This is a genomic window from Fluviicola taffensis DSM 16823, from assembly GCF_000194605.1.
Classification (GTDB): Bacteria; Bacteroidota; Bacteroidia; order Flavobacteriales_D; family Crocinitomicaceae; genus Fluviicola; species Fluviicola taffensis.
The window spans coordinates 2,406,430-2,430,628 of record NC_015321.1; the positions used below are offsets into that span (position 1 = coordinate 2,406,430).

Consider the following 24,199-nt stretch of genomic DNA (forward strand, 5'->3'; position numbering starts at 1 on the left):
AAAAAGTATCATGCAACAAAAACACAAACTAATTGCTGTCTTTGCTTTCGTCTTTGGATTGAATGCGACTTATGCACAAAATAATGTAGGAATTGGAACTCCTACTCCAAATGCAAATGCAATTTTGGAAATGCAATCGACCAACCAAGGGGTTTTAGTACCGCGAATGACAACCGTTCAACGGAATGCTATAGCAGTGCCTACGGAAGGATTACTTGTTTATGATATTGATGTAAATTGCTTTTTCTTTTATGAAAGCACATCACTATCTTGGCAAAATTTATGCAGTGGTGGTGCGGCAGGTCCTCAAGGTCCAGCGGGTCCAACAGGAGCTACTGGTCCTCAAGGTCCAGCAGGAACCCCTGGAGCTACTGGTCCGGCGGGTGCAACAGGTCCTGCTGGAGCAAATGGAATAGATGGAGCAATGGGTCCTCAAGGTCCAGCAGGCCCTCAAGGTTCTCCAGGTGTAGCAGGTCCAGCGGGAGCTAATGGAACAAATGGTGTTGATGGCGCGGTAGGAGCAACAGGCCCTCAAGGCCCAGCAGGCCCAGCGGGAGCAAATGGTGTTGATGGTGCAGTAGGAGCAACGGGTCCTCAAGGTCCAGCGGGTCCAACTGCAAATGTGACTTCAATTTCAATGGGTGCAGATAATACAATGACCTCAACAGCTTATACAAATGTTCCCGGAATGAGTATTACATTTACTCCGACAACAGGAACAGCGCTTATCATTTACACGGCGTCAGGATTTGGTTATACTGCTTCTAATTCATTGGTAGAGTTTCGCGTATTGGTAAATGGAGTTGCGGTTGGAGGTACTTCTGAAAAGGTAGGCGTATATAATTCTTGGGATGGGTACTCAACAACATCATGGAGTGTAGGATACAGCAAAAATGTTCCTGTAAATGCAAATGCATCCAATACCGTTGTTGTTCAATACAGATGTTCTGCGATTAATGGTACAGCTGGGGTAGGGATTTATCCAGTAACACAAACGGGACAGCATGCAACACTTTCAGCAATCGCTCAATAAATATTTAATAGCTATGAAAAATCAATTCGCGGTTCTTTTTGTTTTTCTGCTTTGTATTTCTTTGCAAGGGATTTGTGCACAGGAAACGCCAACGTTAGCAGCATTTTCTTTGAGTCAAAAGAGTAAAGAAAACAGTTTGGAAGTAAAAACTTCTGAACCAATTATGGCTGTTTGGGCTCAAGACCCCGTTAACCATCCGAAGAACAATAATTTGATACATGTAGTTCCTGAACTAGCTTTAGAGAAAGTCGAAAAGAAGAAAAATACATCCGGAGAAAATTAGAACGAATTAGGTATAAAAAAATCCCGCTTTATGTTTAACAAAGCGGGATTTTTTGTTTTGTAAAAGAATTGATTTATTCAATTACCCAATTGAATCGTTCTTTCAATATTGTATGAATGCGGTTTGTCACCGCTTGGTTTTCTATTTTTTGAATGACATCTTCAATGAATGCCCCAACCATCAATTGACGAGCACTTGCTTCACTTAGACCTCTTGCACGTAAATAGAAAACAGCTTCTTCGTCTAATTGACCAGTTGTTGATCCGTGAGAGCATTTTACATCGTCGGCATAAATTTCCAATTCTGGTTTGCTGTTGACTGTTGCATCATTGCTTAATAAAACATTTCCGTTTGACTGGAAAGCATTGATTTTTTGTGCGTCTTTCCGAACATAGACCTTTCCATTGAATACAGCTGTTGCTTTTCCATCAATCACACCTTTGTATAATTCGAAGGATTCACAGTTTGCGACTTTGTGATCTACAATTGTATGATTATCCACATGTTGATTTCCGTTCAAAATGTATGCTCCGTTCAAATGTGTTTCACAGTTTTGGCCGTCTACTTCAATAGTCAAGTTGTTACGAACCAAAGCTCCATTCAGTGTCACTGTATTGATTGTGAAATTAGAATCTTGATGCTGATTGACTAATTCTGTAGAAATTTGAGAACAAGATTCATCCTCTTCTTGTAATTTATCGATCGTTACATATGCGTTTTTGCCCACATGAATTTCAGAAATAACGTTGGTGAAATTCTCTGTTCCATTTACAGAAAGAGATCGTTGAATCAATTGAACTTTTGAAAATGCTTCTGCAACCAATACATGCCGCAAATTTGTCAAAATATTCTTTCCTGTATTAATCTGAATGATTTCAATAGTTGGCTCAATTTGCATTTTAGCAGATACGTGAACATACAATCCGTCCGTTACATAAGCCGTGTTTATGGAAGAAAAAATTTCTCCGTCCAATCCAACATTTCTACCCAAAACAAGTACTTCCGCCTCATCCATTTGAGAAAGTGGAAGAATTTTTACTCCATCAGGAAATGATTTGGAGGATAATTCAGCTGAAAAATGTCCGTTAACGAATACATATTGAATCGAATTTTCTTCTAAACCAAAATACCCGTTTACAGTTATTGGATTTTCCTGAACGGAAAGTGTGCTGTTTTTAATTTTTGCGACACGCGTATATTTCCAAGCCTCTGTTCTAGTTGTTGGAAAAGCCGTTTGCTCTAAAATCTCAAGTGCTTTTTGACGCAATGTGGCATTTAATAAAAAGTTGCCTTTTAATTGCCAATTCACACTTGCTGCCGATTCTTTTTCAATGGTTTGCATCTGTATGATTTAAATTATTGAGCAAATTCTGCTTTAATCCAGTCGTATCCTTTTTCTTCTAATTCAAGTGCCAATTCTTTTGGACCTGATTTTACAATTTGACCATTGTAAAGTACATGAACAAAATCAGGAACGATATAGTCTAATAAACGTTGATAGTGTGTGATTACGATCGTTGCATTTTTATCAGATTTCAATTTGTTCACTCCGTTTGCAACAATTCGCAATGCATCAATGTCCAACCCAGAATCTGTTTCGTCTAGAATCGCCAACTTGGGATCTAACATCGCCATTTGAAATATCTCGTTGCGTTTCTTCTCACCTCCAGAAAAACCTTCGTTTACAGAGCGAGAAGCTAATTTTGCATCTAATTCAACGATTGCTGATTTTTCTTTTACCAAAGCCATGAAGTCTTTCGCGGAGATTTGTGGTTCACCTCTATATTCTTTAATTTCATTCAATGCTGTACGCAAGAAATTAACGTTAGAAACACCCGGAATTTCAACTGGATATTGAAAAGCCAAAAACAAACCTTCTCTAGCACGATCTTCTGTAGCCATTTCAAGTAAATCTGTTCCATCAAAATCAACTGAACCTTCTGTGATTTCGTATTCTTCACGACCTGCTAAAATGTTGGCCAAGGTACTTTTTCCTGCGCCATTTGGCCCCATGATAGCATGAACTTCTCCAGCTTTCACTTCTAGGTTTAGACCTTTTAGAATTTCTTTTCCGTCAATCGACGCGTGTAAATTATTTATCTTTAACATCCTATTCTTTAATTATGAATGGCTGAATTATCAATTATCAAACTGAGCGTTATTCTTGATAATTAATAATTAACTCATTGCTAATTTTTCTATCCCACCGATCCTTCTAAACTAATCGTCAATAATTTCTGTGCTTCTACAGCAAATTCCATTGGAAGCTGATTCAATACTTCTTTACAATATCCATTCACAATCAAACTAATCGCTTTTTCCTCCGAAATACCGCGTTGTAAACAATAGAAAATTTGATCTTCTCCAATTTTAGAGGTTGTTGCTTCATGTTCGATTTTAGCAGTTGGATTTTTACATTCGATATACGGAAATGTATGTGCTCCACACTCATCGGTCATCAATAATGAATCACATTGAGAGAAATTGCGGGCATTGTGTGCGTTTTTATGGATCTGAACCAATCCGCGGTATGAATTGTGTGATTTACCTGCAGAAATTCCTTTGGAAATAATCGTGCTTTTGGTGTTTTTACCTAAATGAATCATTTTCGTTCCAGTATCGGCTTGTTGGTAGTTATTTGTAACCGCAACAGAATAAAATTCACCGATGGAGTTATCCCCTTTCAAAATACACGAAGGATATTTCCAGGTAACAGCAGAACCTGTCTCAACTTGAGTCCACGAAATCTTCGCATTCGTTTCACAAATTCCACGTTTCGTTACAAAGTTGAAAATCCCCCCTTGTCCGTTTTTATCTCCAGGATACCAGTTTTGTACTGTTGAATATTTAATTTCCGCATCGTTCAATGCAACTAATTCAACAACAGCGGCATGTAATTGATTTTCATCTCTTTGTGGCGCAGTACAACCTTCCAAATAAGAAACATACGAACCTTCATCCGCAATGACTAAAGTGCGTTCGAATTGTCCAGTATTTGCTTCGTTAATTCGGAAATAAGTTGATAATTCCATGGGGCAACGAACCCCTTTGGGTATGTAGCAGAAAGACCCATCTGTAAAAACAGCTGAATTCAAAGCTGCATAGAAATTATCTGTTGCAGGAACTACTGAACCCATGTATTGTTTTACCAATTCAGGATGTTCTTGTACAGCTTCTGAGAAAGAACAGAAAATGATTCCCAATTCTTTCAATTTGGCTTTAAAGCTAGTTGCTACTGAAACAGAATCCATTACGAAATCTACCGCAACACCAGTTAAGCGTTGCTGTTCCTCCATTGAAATTCCCAATTTCGCCATGGTTGCTTTCATCTCTGGATCTACATCGTCCCAACTTTCGTACTTTTTAGTCTGTTTTGGAGCTGCGTAATAAGAAATTCCTTGGAAATTGGGTTTTGGATAAGAAATGTGAGCCCATGTAGGTTCCGTCATTTCCGACCAAATATGAAAGCATTTTAATCGGTATTCTAATAACCAACTTGGTTCTTCTTTTTTAGCAGAAATAAACCGAATAATGTCTTCATTTAATCCAATAGGAGCTCTGTCAGACTCGATATCCGTTGTAAATCCGAATTTATATTCCGAATTTTCTAAATCTTTCGCTAAATCATTTTCAGTATAACCCATCTAAATCTGTCTATATATTATAATGAAAAAGATTCTCCACAGCCACAGGTTCTTCCTGCATTTGGATTGGAAAAAATAAATCCTTTTCCGTTCAAACCACCCGAAAAATCTAAGGTTGTTCCTACGAGGTATAAAAAGCTTTTTTTATCAACAACAACTTTAATTCCGTTGTCTTCAAAAGTCTTGTCGTCTGCCTTTTCTTGATTATCAAATGTAAGTTGGTACATCAATCCGGAGCAACCTCCACCTTCAACTCCAACGCGAATAAAATACCCTGCTTTGCCGTCGTCTTCCATCAAGCGGATTGCTTGTTTTTTTGCTTGTTCTGTAACTGTAATCATGACAAGTATGTTGTGTCTTTATTTAGATTAATTTTAAATAAAGAGTTATTTCGTTGACAAAAATACCACATTTATGGTAGTGGTGCAATTATTTTCTTATAAATATTCCCAACGAATTTTTTAATTATTCATTATAACTGTGCAACCTTTTTTAGTAACCATCGTTTTATGTATCGTTACTTACTTTACTTTCATACATATGAAACTTACTACTACTCTGATAGCTTTACTATCAGTAATTTCAACAGCTAATGCTCAATTCCCTGGTTGTCCAAGTGTTGATGCGGGTTCAGATCAGACACTTACTTGCAATCAGCCCTGCGCTACATTAAATGCAGTGCCATTTCATGCAGGAGCAACGTCAACTTATGTTGTAGGATCTATTCCGCATACACCACCAATTGCTTACAATCAGGCTGGCGGTACTGCTGTTTCGGTAAATACAGATGATGTTTGGAGTCCGCAGATTGCATTACCATTTAATTTTTGCTATTATGGACAGACTTATACAACGTGTAAGATTGGTTCTAATGGATCCATTAAGTTTGGAACTTATGCTCCAACAAGTCAGCCTTATGAATATCCTGGGAATTGCCCAAATTTAACATTGAGAGCCTATGGTGATGTATACGGTGTGCTCCATGACATCGATCCTTCAGAAGATGGTACTGTTAATTGGTATGTTTTAGGAGCTGCACCTTGTCGAATTTTCGTTGTGTCTTTTAATAATTTGGCACATTTTGATTGTACTAATTTGCATAGCACTCACATGATGGTTTTGTATGAAACGACCAATGTGATTGATGTATATGTAAATAATAAAGCAACATGTAATAGTTGGGAAGATGGATATGCAATTGTTGGGATTCAAAATCCTGCAGGAACTGCAGGTGTGGCTGCGCCAGGTCGGAATGCTACACCAGCTTGGACGGTGACAACGCCTGAAGCATGGCGTTTTACTCCAAATGGAGCTCCAATTTATACTACTCAGTGGTTTCAAGGTGCGACAAGTATCGGAACTGGAACTAGTGTAAATGTCTGTCCAACTGTAGCGACTACATATACTGCACAAGTTACTTATACTGCTTGTGATGGAACTGTTATTGTCAAAACGGATGATATGATTGTGACTCCGGATCCCGCAACTCCATCAGGAAATGAGATTGCTTCAACACCTTCGTCTTGTACAGGAGCGACAGGTAGTGTTGAGGTACTAGGAACAGGTGGTGCAGGTGGATACCAATATTCAATTGATAATGGAGCAAATTGGCAGTCAAGTGGTGTATTTACTAATTTGGCAGGAGGAAATTATACGATTTTAGTGCAAGACGCAAATGGTTGTCAAGGAAGTATTTCTGCAAATGTTCCTTTACCTACTATTATTGATTTAACAATTGCGAGCACTACAAATGTATCTTGTAATGGTGATTCAAATGGTTCTGCTGTGACTGCTGTTTCTGGAGGACAAGCCCCACTTAATTATACCTTGAATGGAGGCTCTAGCCAAACAAGTGGAACGTATTCAAATTTAGCTGCAGGATCATATACCATTCAAGTAACAGATGTAAATGGATGCACGGATTCGCAACCAGTTACGATTACTGAGCCTGCTGTCGTTACCTTATCTTTTGTTTCGTCAACGGATGCAAGCTGTTCTGGAAATGATGGAAGTTTAACTGTTTCTGGAGCAGGTGGAACTGGAGTTTTACATTATTCGTTGAATGGAGGAACTTCTCAAACAAATGCTACTTTTGCTAACCTAGCTGGAGGAACATATACCGTTCAAGTTGTTGATGATAATGGGTGTTCTGCTTCTACCTCCGCAATCGTGGATGTTATTAATAATCTAACAGCACTTTTAATTGATGATCAAGATGTTTCATGTAACGGATTGAGTGATGGAACGGTTCAGTTAGGAGGAACAGGAACACCAGCACCATATACGTATTCTTTGGTTGGGGGAACTTCTCAAACATCCAATACATTTACTGGTTTAGGAGCTGGCACATATAATTACGTGGTAACAGATGGAAATAACTGCCGTGATACAGTTTCTGTTACAATAACAGAACCAACTGTAATTAGCATAACTACAAATACTCCTTTGTCAACATGTATTGAGGGATCTGTTACTATGAATGCTCAAGCAGCTGGCGGAGCTGGTGGTTATGTGTATACATGGAGTAATTCCTTACCGAATGGACAAGCAAATACAGTTACTCCAGTAGCAACTACCACTTATATTGTAACTGCGACAGATGTAAATAACTGTAATTCAACTGCTCAAATTCAAGTAACGGTTAATCCTAAACCATCAATTAATGCTGGAAATGATCAAACAATCTGCTTGGGAAGCCAAATCATATTAAGTGGGGCAGGAGGGGTTTCCTATTCTTGGTCTAATTCAGTACCAAACAATACGAGCTTCACGCCGAATTTAGGAGTGAGTTCATTAGTAGTGACTGGAACAGATGCAAATGGATGTACTAATACAGATACTTTAATAATTACAGTTCTTCCAATTCCAACGGCAGTGTTAGGAGCGAATTCACCATTGTCAGGACATCCTGGGTTGGTTGTTCAATTCACGAATGCAAGTACGAACTCAAATTCATATCATTACGAATATGGAAATGGTTCAACTTTTCAAACGTCAAATATCTCATTGACCCCAAGTTCAACTTATAATACACCCGGAACGTATACGGTAGTTCTTACAGCAAGTAATGGAGTTTGTCAAGACACTGCAGAATTGCAAGTCATAGTTTTCCCTTATGCACCTTTAAGTGTTGTTGTTCCAAATATATTTACACCAAATGGAGATTCAAACAATGATGTGTTCTTCGTGAAATTGGAGAATGCAACTTCTATAGAATTAATCATTGTAAATAGATGGGGGAATTTTATGGCAAAAATTTCAGATATCAATGGCTCATGGGATGGAAAGGTGAATGGAAATATGTCCTCTGAAGGTGTTTACTTCTATAAGTATACGGTAAATGGTTTAGATGGAACTACACAAACTGGACATGGGGATATTCAATTGATTAGAGATTAAAATAATAATTCAATCGGATGCCTCTTTCATCAGAGAGAAGTATCCGATTGATATAAAATCCATGTTTGGATTTAAACCCTTGAAAAGCATTGTGTTAATAAAATATCAAGTATTTGGTTTGTAAAGAATTAATAAATTATTTTTAGCTTATTACTTACTACATCTGTTGATGAAAATCTGAATTGTTGGTTTTTGTCGATAGTATACTATTACTACTACATATGAGATTATCATTTCGAATCTTCGAAAAGAATAAGTATGTACTTGTGTCTTTGGCCTTAGTACTTTCGCAAACCCTTGCATTTTCTTTTCAATCCAACCCTTCTGCATTTCATGCAATTTCATTTGTTGAAAGTGCACCTGTGAATATTCACAGAGCTGAAAAGGAAAACCAAATTGTTTATTCATTTCAAGTACTTACTTCTCCAGAGCAAAGCATGCTGGATCGTTCATTAGAGAATTTTCGAAAACTAGAAGGTTTTATTTCTCTTTCAGTCAATGCTCAGAATGAAGTTGAATTAGTAACTACTCAAACGATAGAAGAGAAGAACACTACCCGTTTATTAATTAGTTCAACTCGTTTATTTGGTTACGCAGGTTACCAAATTGTCGATTAATCACATAAAATCAGAATGATGCAAAAAATATATACGACTATTTTGATGATTGGATTTTTCGCAATCGGAAAAATCGGCTTCAGTCAGATTAATTTGTCACAAACAACCATCAACAATTATGTGGCTAATATCTGTGGAACGGGTGTGTCCTTTTCCAATGTTACACTCACTGGAGATGCAGGTGCAATTGCTCAATTTACAGGTGGTGTTTCAGGAGGCTTGGGGGCTACTATGAATAATGGTGTTGTAATGAGTACGGGTTTTGTAAATACAGCTGGTGAAATTACAGGGACTGCATTAAAGAGTAATGATAATAGTGGAGTTAACGGTATCTCTCAACTGAATACAATTGCTGGCTTTAGCACTTACGATGGAATTATTTTAGAATTTGACTTTGTGCCAATAACTAACCAGATTAACGTAAATTTTCAGTTTGGCTCAGAGGAATATAACAATTTTGTGGATGATATTTACAACGATGTTTTCGCTTTTCTTATTAGCGGACCGGGAATTGCGGGGACTCAGAATATCGCATTGGTTCCCTCTACCTCTACTCCAGTAACAATCAATTCTATTAATAATGGGTATGCAGCCACTTTTTTTGGCAACAATGCATGTTCTTCAGGCCCTTGTAACAATTGTACTTACTACAATGACAATTGCAGCAGCACATTTAATAATGCAATGAATGGATTTACAACGGTACTTACTGCTTCTCAGACTGTAACGCCGTGTCAAACATATCATATCCGTTTGATGCTTGCTGATGGATTTGATCAGATTTATGATTCATGGGTATTTATCCAACAAGATGGTTTATTTGCAGTTGGAAATCCACCACTCTCTTTAGCCGCAACTTATCCCTTTGGAACTGCTTTGTATGAAGAATGTTTCAATTCTAATACAATCACATTTACAATTCCAACTGCCCAAGCTTCTGACTATTCATTTAACGTAACTTGGGGAGGAACTGCAACCAGTGGTGTCGATTACTCTTCATTACCAACAACAATTACGATTCCTGCTGGACAAACTTCCATTAATTTACCGATCAATGTTTTTACCGATGCGTTGGCTGAAGGAATTGAAACCATTGAATGTAGTTATCCGATTAGTGTTTGTGCGATGGGAACGGCAATTATAAATATTGATGATGCAGTTCCGCTAACTGTAAATGCAGGACCAGATGCAGATGTGTGTGGAGGAGTTGCGTCTGCTAATTTATCTGCAACGGCTGCCAACGGAAATGGAGCGGTCACTTATTCTTGGGATAATGGAGCGGGAAATACACAAGCTGTTTCTGTTTTACCACCATCTACAACCGTTTACACAGTAACTGCAACTGATCAATGTGGAAGAACTGCAACCGACCAGGTTACTGTTTTTGTTGGTGCACCACCTGTAATAGATGCTGGAGCAAATGTTTCAATTTGTTCGGGAGGAAATACTACTTTAACTGCGAGTGGAGGAATAACTTATACTTGGGATAATGGATTGGGGGCAGGAAATGGAGTTTCGGTTTCACCAATTATTACAACAACTTACAACGTTACTGGAACAGCTGCAAATGGATGTTCATCAACCGATGCTTTGACAATTACTGTTAATGCAGCTCCAATAGTTAATGCAGGAATAGATCAAACTATTTGTCAAGGTGAAACTGTTATTCTCTCTGGTTCTGGTTCCCAAACGTATTCTTGGAACAACAGTGTAACCAATGGGGTTTCATTTACTCCTGCAAGTACGCAAACATATACTGTTACAGGAACAGATGCCAATGGCTGTCAGGGAACAGATCAAGTGCTTGTTACAGTGAATCCACTTCCTACTGTCAATGCTGGTACGGATCAAATAGTATGCGCTGGGGGATCAATTACTTTAAGTGGTTCAGGAGCACAAACGTATGTTTGGAATAATGGAGTGACAAATGCAGTTTCATTTACACCAGCTTCAACCCAAACCTATACAGTAACAGGAACGGATGTAAATGGGTGCGAAAATACCGATCAGGTTTTAGTAACACTTAGTTCAGGATTAATTGTGAATGCTGGAGTTGATCAATCTGTTTGTGCAGGAGGATCAATTACTTTGTCTGCAACAGGTGGACAGGCCTATGTTTGGAATAATGGAGTAACGAATACGGTTTCATTTATACCAGTTTCCACACAAACATACTCAGTAACAGGAACAGATGCTTTTGGTTGTCAAGGAACAGATCAAGTAGTTGTAACTGTAAACCCACTACCAATAGTTGATGCTGGTTTGCCGCAATCAGTATGTCAAGGTATTGGTGTGACGTTGAACGGTTCTGGCGCGGTTTCTTACACTTGGAATAATGGAGTAACAAATGGAACATCATTTACACCAAGTTCAACACAAACCTATACGGTTACTGGGACTAATTCTAATGGATGTACAAATACGGATCAAGTAATAGTTACCGTTAATCCTTCTACGCCAGTTAATGCAGGTATTGATCAGGCTGTTTGTCAAGATGGAAGTGTTATTTTAACAGCAACAGGGGCGCCACAAACGTATGTTTGGAGTAATGGAGTAGCAAACGGAGTTTCATTTAATCCTGGAAGTACTCAGACCTATACGGTAACTGGAACGAACGCCAATGGATGTGAAAGCACTGACCAAGTAGTTGTAACGGTAAATGCATTACCAACTGTTTCTGCAGGGATTGATTTATCAGTTTGTGTGGGAGGAAATATTATTTTGAACGGTTCAGGAGCAGTTTCTTACACTTGGAATAATGGAGTTTCAAATGGAGTTCCTTTTGTTCCAGGATCAACCCAAACTTATACACTAACGGGCACAGATGTAAATGGTTGTACGAATACGGATCAAGTAACTATTTCAGTGGTTCCAATTCCAACAGCATCTATTTCTTCCGATGTGAATTCTGGAAATCCAGTTTTGACCGTGAATTTTGATAATAATTCATCCAATGCTTCAACCTATCATTGGAATTTTGGAAACGGAAGTGAGTTGAATGCAACTACAGATGTTGGTCAGCAATCTAATTACTCCAATTCTGGACAATACATGGTTGTTTTAACTGCAGCAAATGGCTCTTGTATTGATACTGATACGCTTTTGATTACAGTGATCCCTTTCCCTGATCCAATCATTGTCATTCCAAATATTTTTACTCCAAACAATGATAAAAACAACGATGAATTTTTCATTACGGTTAGCTATGTGAAATCTGTGAAAGTTTCTATTTTCAATCGTTGGGGAAATAAAATGTGTGATTATGACAATGTACATGGCTCGTGGGATGGTACAGTGAATGGAGATATGTCTTCTGAAGGTGTTTACTTCTTTAAATATGAAATCGAAGGAATTAATGGAACGATGCTCACTGGTCAAGGAAATATTCAATTAATCAGATAAAACGTAAAACTTGAATCAAAAAAGACTGCATCTGATGTAGTCTTTTTTTGTTTGACTACATTTGTACTATGCGTGTAGTTCGGCAGTTGAATTCAGAGGAAAAATTTAATAGACCAATTCTTACTTTGGGGACTTACGATGGCGTTCATCTTGGTCATCAGGAAATTATTCGTTCCCTGGTTGAAAAAGCAAGAACAGAGAATAAAGAATCGGTGCTTTTTACTTTCGATCCGCATCCGAGAAAAGTGTTATATCCGGAGAGTTACTCTGTTAAATTGATTGACACAGTGGATGAGAAACTTGAAAAGTTAAAGGAATTGGGATTGGATACTGTTATTCTGTTTCCGTTCACGAAAGAGTTTTCGCGGCTATCCGCAATGGAATTTGTGCGGGATGTTTTAGTGAATCAAATTGGTGTGAGCGAGATGCATATTGGCCACGATCATCATTTCGGAAAAAACAGGGAAGGATCTTTTCAAGAATTACAAGAACTAGGAGAATTGTATGATTTTAGCGTTTTTCAGTTGCCTGCAATCTTCTTAGAAGAAACAGCGATTAGTTCTACCAAGATTCGAAATGCTATTTTGGATGGAAATGTTGAATACGCGAATCAATTATTGGGAAGCTCTTTTGTTTTGCAAGGAAAGGTTGTTAAAGGTCAACAAATTGGAAGAACTATTGGTTTTCCAACTGCAAATATCGATTTAGATAACACAGAAAAGATTGTTCCTAAAAATGGCGTGTATGCTGCGCAGGTTCATATTGGTTCAAAAAGCTATCATGCAGTTATGAATATTGGAACACGCCCAACTATTGCAAACAATGGCTCTGTTACTATTGAGGTTTACCTCTTTGATTTTAATGAAGACATTTACGATCAATTCATAAAAGTTGAAGTCAAGCAACGAATACGTGATGAACAACGTTTTGAAAATATAGAAGATTTAAAAAATCAAATTCAATTGGATGAAATTTCTGCTCGCAATTACTTTTCTTCTCTCATTTAATGGGATCTTTGCTCAAGATTCGCTGAGAATTTACAAATGGGATGAGGTTCAAAAAGCCAATCCTGATACAATATATGCCATTGATGCTTCTAAGCTTAAATGGAAAACTCTTCCAGATAAACTTTATTCGTTTAAGAATTTGAAATATTTAAATATTTCAAAAAATAAGTTGGAAGAACTTCCCGTGTCAATGAATGTGTTTAAAAAATTGAAAACGTTAGATGCAACAAAAAACAGCTTGCCAGATGCGGTTGTTATTTGTCAGCTTCCCAAGCTTCAAAAAGTGCATTTAGCAAGAAATGAAATTTCCACATTGCCTTCTTGTATTGGATATTTATCCGAATTAAAGGTGCTGGATATCTGGGATAATCCGCTTTCTGGTTTACCGGAAGAATTATTTGCACTAAAAAAATTGGAGTATGTTGATATGCGTAGTATCATGTTTGGTCCACAATTCCAAGCAAAATGGATGGAAGGAATGCCAAACGTTAAGTGGTATTTTGATCCACCATGTCATTGCGTAGAGTAGGAGTCTGCTTTAGTGGACGAAGGCTGATCTACATCATTAATTTGAGAAATTTTTAAAAAAATAATTATTTTTTCCAACCTTTTAAAAAGTCTTGTATCTAAAGGGTGTCAAGTATAAATCAGAAATCTTTCTGATTGGTTTGGTAAATTGGGTTTTAGGTTTGGAAAAGGGTACTATTTGGATTGTACCCTTTTTCATTTTATAAGGTTTTGTAAAATTCTTTGCTTACTCAGTTCATTAGCGGTTCAAAATAAAAAGAATAATTCTTTTATTTCAGTTCCACCTCAAAAATTTCTGTCCAGAAATCAATGATTGAAATTCCAGCTTCTGCCAACATTTGAGGTACTAAACTTGCTGCAGAGAAACCTGGAGTTGTGTTTACTTCAATGACATAAGGAATATCATCAACCAACATAAAGTCAATACGAGCAATGGATTTTAATTGAAGTAAACTGTACACTTGTTTGGACTGCTCCCAAACCAATTCTTTGATTGAATCAGGAATGCGAGCTGGAGTTATTTCTTGAGATTGACCTAAGTATTTTGCCTCGTAATCGAAAAAATCATTTTCAGTAACGATTTCAGTCAATGGAAGCGTAACCAATCCTGAAGTTGAACGATAAATCCCACAAGTAACTTCTGTTCCTTTTAAAAAAGATTCAATAACAATTGTGTCTCCTTCTTCAAATGCTTTGTCTAAAGCTACTTGTAAATCTGACGCTTTGGAAACTTTACTAATTCCAAAACTAGAACCAGAATCGCAAGGCTTCACAAAACAAGGTAAGCCCAATTGATCCAAAATTTCTTGGTTCGTAAATTTCTTAGGCGAATTTAAGAAAAGCGATTTTGCCACAGGAACTCCAAAACGTGCCAAAAACTGATTGCAATACCATTTGTCAAAACTCAATTCGGAAGCAAGTGCATTTGAATTCACATAAGGAACCCCCTTTATGTCTAAAAGTGCTTGAATTTTCCCGTTCTCACCCGGATTTCCATGAATGTAAATCAAGCCAATATCAATCTTTCGCTCTTTTCCATTGATAGAGTAACTCATACTCTCAATAGAAAACGGAAGTTTTTCCGTGTTCATTGGAACGAACCAACCTTCTTCAACCACATGAATAGGAACAACCTCATATCCAAGAGGGAAATTATCCATTATGGTTTGAGCACTTTTTAAAGAGATTTCAAATTCGGAAGAATACCCACCACAAAACAAACCAACTAGCTTCATATCGTCATTTTGGACAAAATTAGCGGATATTTTATGCTTGATTTTAATGAGACAGAAAAGTTTTCAGAATAGATTGTTAAAAGCTTCGTCCCTCTTTGTATTCTTGCAGGAACATTCTTTTTATATTTGTGCAACATACGTTCAATTTATGAAGTTTTTTCAGAAGCTAAAAGCATTTGTTTGGAGCAGACATTTTTTAAAGCATTCCATTTTTATTTTGCTTACTTATATTGTAGTAATTGGAATACTAGTAATGTACTTAGATTCATATACCAATAATGGTGAAAAGATTGATGTGCCGAACATCGTAGGATTGAATTCTCAAAGTGGGCAAGCTAAGCTTGAAGCATTGGAATTGAAAATAGAAGTCTTAGACTCTGTTTATAAACCAGACGTTCCTGCTGGAACGATTGTTTCGCAAGATCCACTTCCAACCTCAAAATCGATGGTTTACGTGAAATCTGGCAGGATTATTCGGGTTCAGGTTTCCAAAAAATCACGCCTAGTTGAAATGCCAAGTTTGATTGATAAATCAGAGCGAATCGCAGAAAGCGTTTTGAAAAACAGAGGATTGAAATACCGTAAAACCTATGTAGCGACAAATGAGTCGAATGGCGCAGTTTTGAAACAATTGTATAAAGGCAAAGAAATCAAAGAGGGAACGAAGGTTCCAATTGGAAGTGTAATTACTCTAGTCGTTGGACAAAATGATACAGCTCAGCCCGTTGAAGCAATCGATTTGACAGGTTTAACAATATCTGAAGCGAAAGCGCGTTTAAGTGGAATATCACTTCATCTTTTCGTTGGAGTCTGTAATGGATGTGCAAATGCTGCCGATACAACTACTGCTGTTATCAATTCGCAAAGTCCGGAATATATTGAAGGAGTAATGGTTTCACCAGGGTCAACAATTACAGTTTCAGCTGATAAGAAGTAGTTAATTTAAGTGTCAGATGAGATTACCTTTATTTGTTTTTGCGTTAGCAATGTGTTTTTCGTCCTTTGGACAAGAAGTGTTAGGTCCAATTGGTTCAATGAAAAGAGCACATTCACTTAGATTTAAGCCAAAAAGCGGTCTAACCATTGACAGTACAGTCATCTATTCTTTTGATACCTTGTCATTGCCTTTGCTAGATGAGTTCTCTCATTCCAAATATTCGCTGAGAAATGCACAGCCAGGGGACGTAGGTGTAACAGAGCAAAAGTTTTACTATTTGACAGATCAGGCAAATGTTCCGTTGGCAAATACAATCAAATTTTCAACAATTCCAACAAAACGATATACTACTACAAATAATGTAACTAACGAAGCTGATTTACCGTTGATTTCGATCAAAATGGCAAATTTTCAATATTATCCAGTTATTTATTCGACCATTCAACTATATCCACCATACAATATCTATGACTCCTTAGATTTTGCAAATAGTCCCGATACGATTCAGTTGACGAATCCGGATACCAAGCAAGATTCAATTATGGTATTCTTTTCTCATGAAACGGATCTAAATAGGTACTGGGTAGATGGCTCGACTTATCACAACTACACAGCAGCTGTAAATCCTTGGACCCTTGGAGTTGCATCGTTTGATGGATTAGATGAAACGGGTTATCCTTATGCAATTGGAACTACTCAATCCGGTTATGCAGATTACTTGACCTCTAAAGTTATTGATTTGTCTTCATACGTTCCAAATGATTCAATATACATGTCTTTTTTAGTGCAAAAACAAGGTTTTGGAGATATTCCAGAAGTGGAGGACTCGCTAATTTTAGAGTTTTACAACAAAGCAGCAGATAAATGGCAGCGTGTTTGGCACACAAATGGAGGCGCTTTAAACAATTTTAAAATCGCTCATTTTCGGATAATAAATGCAAGTTACCTTACAAATGGATTCAAATTCAGATTTAAAAATTACGGTGGACTTTCTGGAATGCTGGATGAATTCCATCTAGATTATGTGCATTTGAGAAGTGGTAGTGGTTACCAAGATACATTGTTTAAAGATTATGCCTTTGTTTATAAAGTCGGTTCACTAATAGATGCTTATACACAGGTTCCCTGGGAACATTGGTTAAGTGATCCAACTCACATGAATCCAAATGTAAAAGTGGTTGTTCGAAATGGGTCAAATATTTCTGAAAACAATATGAATGGAACGGTGAAAGTAGATTTCAACGGAACAACGGAGGGTTCATTTACCTTAATTGGTCAGACCTTGTCAGGAAACAATATTAATTATGCACCGCGAACTACTTATGAAAGTTTTCATGATTTCACAGGAGGTTACACCTTTTCAACAACTCCAGTAGCAGATATCAAAACCTTTGATGTTATTGGAAGCGCTGGTGCTCCATTTCCAAATTTATCCATGAATGATTCTTCTTATACACAACAGGTGTTTGAGAATGTTTATGCTTATGATGATGGTTCTGCGGAAGCTGGTTATGGTGTCAATCAAGTTCAAGGAAGAGTTGCAGTGAAGTTTCAGCCTTATAAGGCTGATACCTTGCTTGGTGTGAGGATGTGTTTTGTCCCAACGATAAAAGACATGTCAAATAAACTGTTTTTATTGACCGTTTGGGCAGATAATAATGGTGTGCCGGGAGCTGTTTTGTACGAAGATCAATTTTTCTTTCCGAGAACACCTATTTATGAAGAAGGAAGAGGGGTTTTTACAGATTATTTATTGAAAGATACACGATTGCCGCTAGGAACTGGTGCTTTTTATGTTGGAACGAGACAAGTTGATGCAGATCCCTTACATATTGGATTTGATAAAAACAACCCGCAACAAAGTAAAACATTCTATTCGTTGAATGGAGGGGTAACATGGGCCACTACAGGTTATCCTGGCGTTCCTTTAATTCGTCCATTATTTCAAACAAATGACAATTTTGATTTGTCCGTAAATGAATTCAAAGAAGAAATTGAGTGGAGTGTGTATCCAAACCCAACTTCAGGAATGGTAAATATCGATTGGAAATCAACCGAAAATTTTCCTGGAGCCACTTTAGTTGATTCTCAAGGTAGAATTATTTTGAATGTTTCATCTGAAACTCTGAGTTTTGACCTAACCGATGCTCCTAGTGGTATTTACTTTATTAAATTGACGAATTCGCAAGTAGTCAAAAAAATTATTCGATAAAAGATGAATGAAGATGTTCAAGATGTTGACCAAGAAGAAGAAGAACTTTTTGAACATTACCGATTTACGGCAGATTTAGGACAAGAGTCCGTTCGAATTGATAAGTATTTATTAGATCGAATGCCAAATACTTCTCGGAATAAGATTCAATCTGCAGCCAAGAGTGGAAGTGTAGTTGTGAATGGAAGTTCGGTGAAATCCAATTACAAGATCAAACCCAAAGATGAGGTAACGATTGTTCTACCGTATCCAGTTAGAGAACTCGAATTAATTGCTCAAGATATTCCCATAGATATTGTCTATGAAGACGATGAGGTGATTGTGGTCAATAAGCCACCAAACATGGTCGTTCATCCTGGTTATGGAAATTATACGGGAACTTTGGTAAATGCATTAGTCTATCATTTTGATAATCTACCTGAGCGGAAATTGGATTATTTTGGAAGACCTGGTTTGGTTCATAGGTTAGACAAGCACACAACAGGTGTAATGGTTGTGGCGAAAACAGAAGATGCTTTGACTAATTTGGCGAAGCAATTTTATGACCGAACGACTGAAAGAAGGTATCAAGCACTTGTTTGGGGAGATGTGGAAGAAGATATGCGCATAGAAGGGAATTTGGGACGCTCTCTCAATAACAGAAAAGTGATGACCGTTTTTCCAGAAGGTGATTATGGGAAACATGCAGTAACTCACGTAAAGGTTCTTAAAAGATATGGGTTGGTAACTTTGATAGAGTGCAAACTTGAAACAGGAAGAACACATCAAATCCGAACGCATTTAAAATGGAAAGGCTATCCACTTTTTCACGATTTGGAATATGGAGGAGACCGTATCGTTAGAGGTACTACGCATGATAAGTACAAACAGTTTATCTCCAATTGCTTCGATTTAATTCCAGGCCAAGCTTTGCATGCAAAATCATTAGGATTCCAACATCCAAAAACAGGTGAATGGAAACAATTTGAGACTGATTTACCGCTAGGTTTTCAGGATTTACTGCAAAAATGGGATAGATACGTTGCTGAATGATTTATCACAAAAACACGATTTGACGTTTTTTTTGGCGAATAAATGGTGTGTATTCAAAATTTTAATTTAATTTCGGCAATCATGATAATTGAGAAACTATACCGTAATAATTGTATAACTTTGATTATCAGTGTTAATATATAAAAAGATTGCACCTTGCTATGAATGTTAAAAAGCTTATTTTATCTGGACTTTTAATTGCTTCAGTGGTTTCTTGTGGGCCTGTAAAGCAACTAAAAGAGGCAAATACTCAGTTTAGGAGTGGGAATTATTGTGAAGCTGCAGCAAAATGTGCGCTAGCTTACTCAAAAATCAATCGTAAGTCCAAATCTGGTCTCAACATGAAAGGCGAAATGGCTTTCAAAACAGCAGAGTCATACAGATTTGTGGATGATATTAAGAATGCTAACGAGTGGTATGAAAGAGCTATTTTGTTGAAATATCAGCAAAAAGAGCCATTAGTACTGCTTTACAATGCAGATATGCTTCGTCAATTGGCTGATAATAAAAAAGCTATTGAGAATTATACTGCGTATAAAAATTTGGTTCCGGATGATCCAAGAGCTGAAATAGGAATTCAATCTTGTAAAATGTATGAAGAGTTCAAAGAAAACAGAACACGCCATACAGTATCCAATGTGAAAGCATTGAACAAAGAAGGGTTCGAAATTGCCCCTATGTTCGTTGATAAAAAGGAAACTAAAATTGCTTTTGGAACATCTAGTGAGCGTCCAGGTATTAAAAGTGCAAAAGATCTTTTAACATGTGAAGGGCGTTACATGGATATCTTTGTTGCTGAATTAGATAAAAAAGGTAACTGGCTAGAGCCTAAACCAATTGAAGGAGATAGTATCAATACTGAGGATTATAGCGAGGGTACGTTGTGTATTGATGGTCGTGGAAAAACAATGTTCTTTACACGTTGTCCTAATATTAAAAAGAGAAATTTAGGTTGTGACATTTACATGTCTGAATTAGAGGGAAGAGGATGGGGACGTCCGAAAAAACTTTCTTTGAAACCAAGTGATACACTTTCTGTTGGTCATCCATGTGTTACGGATGATGCTAAGTTCTTGATTTTTGCTTCTGATATGCCAGGTGGACAAGGAGGTAAAGATTTGTGGTACACAACTTATGAGAAAAAAGGTGATACTTGGACTCCTCCAGTTAATATGGGGCCTGAAATCAATACCGCAGGAGATGAGTTATTCCCAAGTTTTGCAAAAAATGGAGATTTAATCTATTCTTCAAATGGTCTTCCAGGAATGGGAGGTTTGGATTTGTATCGTGCGGAAAAAGTTGGAGATAAAAACCAATGGGAAAAATCGACAAATTTAGGTTCCCCGATTAACTCAGACTTTAATGATTATGCATTGGTTGAGGTAAATGACAGAAAAGGTTACTTCACTTCTGAACGTAAAGGAAATGTTGGTGTACAAACAAGTCCAGATATCTGGATGTATGAATTACCTCCAAATATTTTCTCTTTGAAAGTGAACGTGTTTGATTTAACAGATAAAACACGTCAAACAAAAATTGATGGGGTAAAAGTAATTGTAACCGGATCAAATGCAAATGAAAAATGGGAAGGTTTAACTGCAAAAGACGGATCTGTTTATTGGGATAAAAAACCAAATGGAGACCGTTATATAGCAGAAGATTCTGATTATAAAATTCAAATCTCGAAAGAAGGATACTACGAAGACAAAAATGGTGCTTCAATCTCAACAAAAGGATTGAAATACAATCAAGACTTTGTTTTGGATATGGGATTATTCCCGAAAGCAAGACCTATTCGTCTTCCAGAGGTTCGTTACCCTCTTGCAAAATGGGATTTGTTAGTTGATTCGACAATTAATTCTAAGGATTCATTAATTTATGTATACGACTTGTTGATTGCAAATCCAGGGTTAGTTCTTGAGTTGAGTTCACATACTGACCCTCGTGGAAATGATGTATATAACCAAGTTCTTTCTGAAAATCGTGCTAAAGCTTGTTACAAGTACTTAGTAGAAGAAAAAGGAGTTGACCCACGCAGAATTATTCCAGTTGGAAAAGGAGAGCGCGAGCCAAGAACTGTTTATTTGTTAGCTGGTAAATACTTGGAGTCTGAACCGAAAGATGCAGAAGGAAATCCAATCCCTGGGGCGCAAGTAATTGTGCTGAAAGAAGCATATATGAACCAGTTCAAGAAAACAAACAAGAAATTGTTTGATCAATTGCAACAGTTCAATAGACGTACAGAAGGAAAAGTGGTTACATTGGAATTCGATGCTACAAATGCACTTCCAGCTAATCCTGACTTCTTAATCTTTAAAGCATTGCCCAAAGCAAAGTAGTTAATTGACGCTTAGCTGAAGAAATAAGATACAAAAGCCCCGACATTTATTGTTGGGGCTTTTTTTGTATCCCATCCTCTCAAAGGAATTTCGTAACTTTGCCCTTTCAAATTTAAGTATGTCAGATATTCGATACAATTTAAGAGGAGTTTCCGCTGGAAAAGAAGAGGTTCACAATGCAATCAAAAAAGTTGATAAAGGCTTGTTTCCAAAAGCATTCTGTAAAATCGTACCTGATTACTTGACAGGAGATGAAGATTACTGTATCGTTATGCATGCAGACGGTGCAGGAACAAAGTCTTCATTGGCCTACATGTACTGGAAAGAAACAGGAGATGTTTCTGTTTGGAAAGGAATTGCACAAGATGCATTGATCATGAATATCGATGATTTATTGTGTGTTGGAGCAACTGAAAACATCTTACTTTCTTCAACAATCGGAAGAAATAAAAATTTGATCACAGGCGAAGTTATTGCTGCAATTATCAATGGTACCGAAGAATTATTGGAAACATTGCGTCAACAGGGAATTGGAATTTTCTCTACAGGTGGCGAAACAGCTGATGTGGGGGATTTGGTGCGAACAATCATTGTTGATTCAACGGTCGTTTGCCGCATGAAACGATCTGAAGTAATTTCCAATCATACCATTCAAGGAGGCGATGTAATCGTTGGATTAGCATCTTTCGGTCAAGCAACTTACGAAGATTCTTACAATGGAGGAATGGGGTCGAATGGACTAACATCTGCTCGTCACGATGTCTTCAATAAAACATTGGCAGCTAAGTATCCTGAAAGTTTTGATGCTGCAGTTCCAGTTGATTTAGTGTATTCGGGATCTAAAAATTTGACTGACAAAATTGATGGTGTTTCTATTGATGCAGGAAAATTAGTGCTTTCTCCAACAAGAACGTATGCTCCAGTTATTAAAAGCATTTTGGATAAATACCGCGCTTCTATTCATGGAATGGTTCATTGTTCAGGAGGGGCGCAAACAAAAGTGCTCCACTTTGTGGATGATGTTCATGTAATAAAAGACCAACTATTTCCAATTCCACCTTTGTTCAAAATGATTCAAGAGGAGTCTGGAACCGATTGGGAGGAAATGTATAAGGTTTTCAATATGGGACACCGTATGGAAATTTATGTTCCAGCTGAAGTCGCTCAAGGAATTATCGAAATCAGTGAATCATTTGGCATTGAAGCTCAAATTATTGGTCGCGTTGAATCAATGACTGGAAAGCAAGTTACAGTGCGCTCAGAAGTTGGAGAATTCATTTACAAGGGATAACAAGGATTCGCTTTTGCATTCTTTGCTTCTTAGCGGTATGATTTCGTGTATTATCCGCAAAGAAAAAGACTACGAAAAGCTGAATATCTTCTGTTTCGAATAGATATGGAGAATTAAAAGATTAGAAAAATAGATGCAAGAATTATTAAGTAAACTAGAAGCAATTCACTTTCGTTTCATCGAAGTTGGTAAGATGATTACTGACCCAGAAATTATTTCTGATATGGAGCGTTATGTGAAATTGAATAAGGAATATCGAGATTTAGAAGAGGTAGATGCAGCATATAAGTCCTATAAAAATGTACTAGACAATCTCAAAAGTTCGAAAGAAATGCTTGAGGTTGAAACAGATCCTGAAATGCGAGAAATGGCAAAAATGGAGATCAATGAACTAGAGCAGCAAAGACCAATCATTGAAGAAGAGATAAAAGTGCTCTTGATTCCAAAGGATCCAGAAGATGATAAAAATGCAATTATCGAGCTACGGGCTGGAACTGGTGGAGATGAGGCTTGTATTTTCGTGGAGGATATCTATAGAATGTATACCATGTATTTCAAAGAAATGGGGTGGGCTTACGAAATTGTAAACTCTTCAGAAGGTTCTGCGAAAGGTTATAAAGAGGTGTCTATGAGTATTTCCGGTGCGGGAATTTATGGAATGTTAAAGTTCGAATCGGGAGTTCACCGTGTGCAACGCGTTCCTGAAACCGAATCTCAAGGCCGTGTTCATACATCAGCAATTACTGTGGCGGTTTTACCTGAAGCTGAAGAAGTGGATTTTGAACTAGACATGAATGATGTGCGTAAGGATACTTTTCGGGCTTCTGGTGCAGGTGGACAGCACATTAACAAAACAGAATCTGCAATTCGATTGACACACATTCCAACAGGAACAGTTGTTGAATGTCAAGATGGTCGTTCGCAGCACAAAAACTTGGCGCAAGCTATTTCTGTATTGCGTTCCCGCTTATACCAAGCAGAGTTGGATCGCGTTCATCAAGAACGTGCCGCTCATCGTAAAACATTGGTATCTACTGGAGACCGATCTGCAAAAATTAGAACGTACAATTATCCCCAAGGTCGAATTACTGATCACCGAATCAATAAAACGATTTACAATTTAAGTGCTTTTATGAATGGAGACGTTCAAGAAATGATTGATGCACTGAAGATGGCTGAAAATGCTGAGAAGATGAAAGGCGAATTGAACTAAGTGAACTTTTTGTAGCTTGGACTGTTA

18 protein-coding genes are annotated in these 24,199 nt (G+C 37.4%); 13 read left to right on the forward strand and 5 right to left on the reverse strand.

Annotated features, from left to right (window positions below; all coding sequences use genetic code 11):
• Nucleotides 1–10 precede the first annotated feature (10 nt).
• Together FLUTA_RS21955 and FLUTA_RS10435 are read left to right on the forward strand one after the other, a co-directional pair.
• Nucleotides 11–1,033, forward strand: coding sequence for a collagen-like domain-containing protein (locus FLUTA_RS21955; protein ID WP_013686840.1), 1,023 nt, complete (start codon nucleotides 11–13; stop codon nucleotides 1,031–1,033).
• A gap of 13 nt (nucleotides 1,034–1,046) precedes the next feature.
• Nucleotides 1,047–1,316: a hypothetical protein gene (locus tag FLUTA_RS10435; protein ID WP_013686841.1), complete on the forward strand. Its 270-nt coding sequence runs from the start codon at nucleotides 1,047–1,049 to the stop codon at nucleotides 1,314–1,316.
• Between the two features lie 73 nt (nucleotides 1,317–1,389).
• Here the strand turns inward: FLUTA_RS10435 and sufD are convergent, their stop codons facing one another.
• The 4 genes from sufD to FLUTA_RS10455 form a co-directional block, all read right to left on the reverse strand.
• On the reverse strand, nucleotides 1,390–2,658 hold the full coding sequence (gene sufD / locus FLUTA_RS10440) for a Fe-S cluster assembly protein SufD (RefSeq protein WP_013686842.1): 1,269 nt from the start codon (nucleotides 2,656–2,658) through the stop codon (nucleotides 1,390–1,392).
• 14 nt (nucleotides 2,659–2,672) lie between these two features.
• A complete protein-coding gene (sufC, locus tag FLUTA_RS10445; RefSeq protein ID WP_013686843.1) occupies nucleotides 2,673–3,425 on the reverse strand; it encodes a Fe-S cluster assembly ATPase SufC in 753 nt (250 codons plus the stop codon).
• 89 nt (nucleotides 3,426–3,514) lie between these two features.
• Nucleotides 3,515–4,960, reverse strand: a complete 1,446-nt coding sequence (gene sufB / locus FLUTA_RS10450) for a Fe-S cluster assembly protein SufB (RefSeq protein WP_013686844.1) — start codon at nucleotides 4,958–4,960, stop codon at nucleotides 3,515–3,517.
• Between the two features lie 17 nt (nucleotides 4,961–4,977).
• A complete protein-coding gene (locus tag FLUTA_RS10455; protein ID WP_013686845.1) occupies nucleotides 4,978–5,301 on the reverse strand; it encodes a HesB/IscA family protein in 324 nt (107 codons plus the stop codon).
• A gap of 199 nt (nucleotides 5,302–5,500) precedes the next feature.
• Between FLUTA_RS10455 and FLUTA_RS10460 the strand changes: the two genes are divergently transcribed.
• The 5 genes from FLUTA_RS10460 (at nucleotide 5,501) to FLUTA_RS10480 (ending at nucleotide 13,914) form a co-directional block, all read left to right on the forward strand.
• Nucleotides 5,501–8,359, forward strand: a complete 2,859-nt coding sequence (locus FLUTA_RS10460; protein WP_043023769.1) for a T9SS C-terminal target domain-containing protein — start codon at nucleotides 5,501–5,503, stop codon at nucleotides 8,357–8,359.
• A 221-nt stretch (nucleotides 8,360–8,580) separates the two neighbouring features.
• Nucleotides 8,581–8,976, forward strand: coding sequence for a hypothetical protein (locus FLUTA_RS10465; protein ID WP_043023770.1), 396 nt, complete (start codon nucleotides 8,581–8,583; stop codon nucleotides 8,974–8,976).
• 15 nt (nucleotides 8,977–8,991) lie between these two features.
• Entirely contained in the window at nucleotides 8,992–12,378 is a 3,387-nt protein-coding gene (locus tag FLUTA_RS10470; protein WP_013686848.1) for a choice-of-anchor L domain-containing protein, read from the forward strand.
• A gap of 68 nt (nucleotides 12,379–12,446) precedes the next feature.
• Nucleotides 12,447–13,385 (forward strand): bifunctional riboflavin kinase/FAD synthetase, encoded by a 939-nt coding sequence (locus tag FLUTA_RS10475; protein WP_013686849.1) that lies wholly within the window; start codon nucleotides 12,447–12,449, stop codon nucleotides 13,383–13,385.
• Nucleotides 13,345–13,914 carry a leucine-rich repeat domain-containing protein gene (locus FLUTA_RS10480; RefSeq protein WP_013686850.1) on the forward strand — a complete coding sequence of 190 codons (570 nt, stop codon included), beginning with the start codon at nucleotides 13,345–13,347 and terminating at the stop codon, nucleotides 13,912–13,914. Before FLUTA_RS10475 ends, FLUTA_RS10480 begins: the two co-directional genes overlap by 41 nt.
• 268 nt (nucleotides 13,915–14,182) lie before the next feature.
• Here FLUTA_RS10480 and FLUTA_RS10485 read toward each other — a convergent pair whose 3' ends face one another.
• The gene (locus tag FLUTA_RS10485) at nucleotides 14,183–15,148 is read right to left on the reverse strand and encodes a D-alanine--D-alanine ligase (protein ID WP_013686851.1); all 966 of its coding nucleotides are present in this window, start codon (nucleotides 15,146–15,148) and stop codon (nucleotides 14,183–14,185) included.
• 148 nt (nucleotides 15,149–15,296) lie between these two features.
• Between FLUTA_RS10485 and FLUTA_RS20790 the strand changes: the two genes are divergently transcribed.
• From FLUTA_RS20790 to prfA, 6 genes are all read left to right on the forward strand, one after another.
• Nucleotides 15,297–16,085: a PASTA domain-containing protein gene (locus tag FLUTA_RS20790; RefSeq protein WP_013686852.1), complete on the forward strand. Its 789-nt coding sequence runs from the start codon at nucleotides 15,297–15,299 to the stop codon at nucleotides 16,083–16,085.
• A gap of 16 nt (nucleotides 16,086–16,101) precedes the next feature.
• Complete coding sequence (locus FLUTA_RS10495) at nucleotides 16,102–18,297, forward strand: T9SS type A sorting domain-containing protein (RefSeq protein WP_013686853.1); 2,196 nt, start codon at nucleotides 16,102–16,104, stop codon at nucleotides 18,295–18,297.
• Between the two features lie 3 nt (nucleotides 18,298–18,300).
• A complete protein-coding gene (locus tag FLUTA_RS10500) occupies nucleotides 18,301–19,329 on the forward strand; it encodes an RluA family pseudouridine synthase (RefSeq protein WP_013686854.1) in 1,029 nt (342 codons plus the stop codon).
• Between the two features lie 161 nt (nucleotides 19,330–19,490).
• On the forward strand, nucleotides 19,491–21,668 hold the full coding sequence (locus FLUTA_RS10505; RefSeq protein WP_013686855.1) for an OmpA family protein: 2,178 nt from the start codon (nucleotides 19,491–19,493) through the stop codon (nucleotides 21,666–21,668).
• A 118-nt stretch (nucleotides 21,669–21,786) separates the two neighbouring features.
• Entirely contained in the window at nucleotides 21,787–22,959 is a 1,173-nt protein-coding gene (locus FLUTA_RS10510) for an AIR synthase related protein (RefSeq protein ID WP_013686856.1), read from the forward strand.
• A 133-nt stretch (nucleotides 22,960–23,092) separates the two neighbouring features.
• Entirely contained in the window at nucleotides 23,093–24,172 is a 1,080-nt protein-coding gene (prfA, locus tag FLUTA_RS10515; RefSeq protein ID WP_013686857.1) for a peptide chain release factor 1, read from the forward strand.
• Nucleotides 24,173–24,199 lie beyond the last annotated feature (27 nt).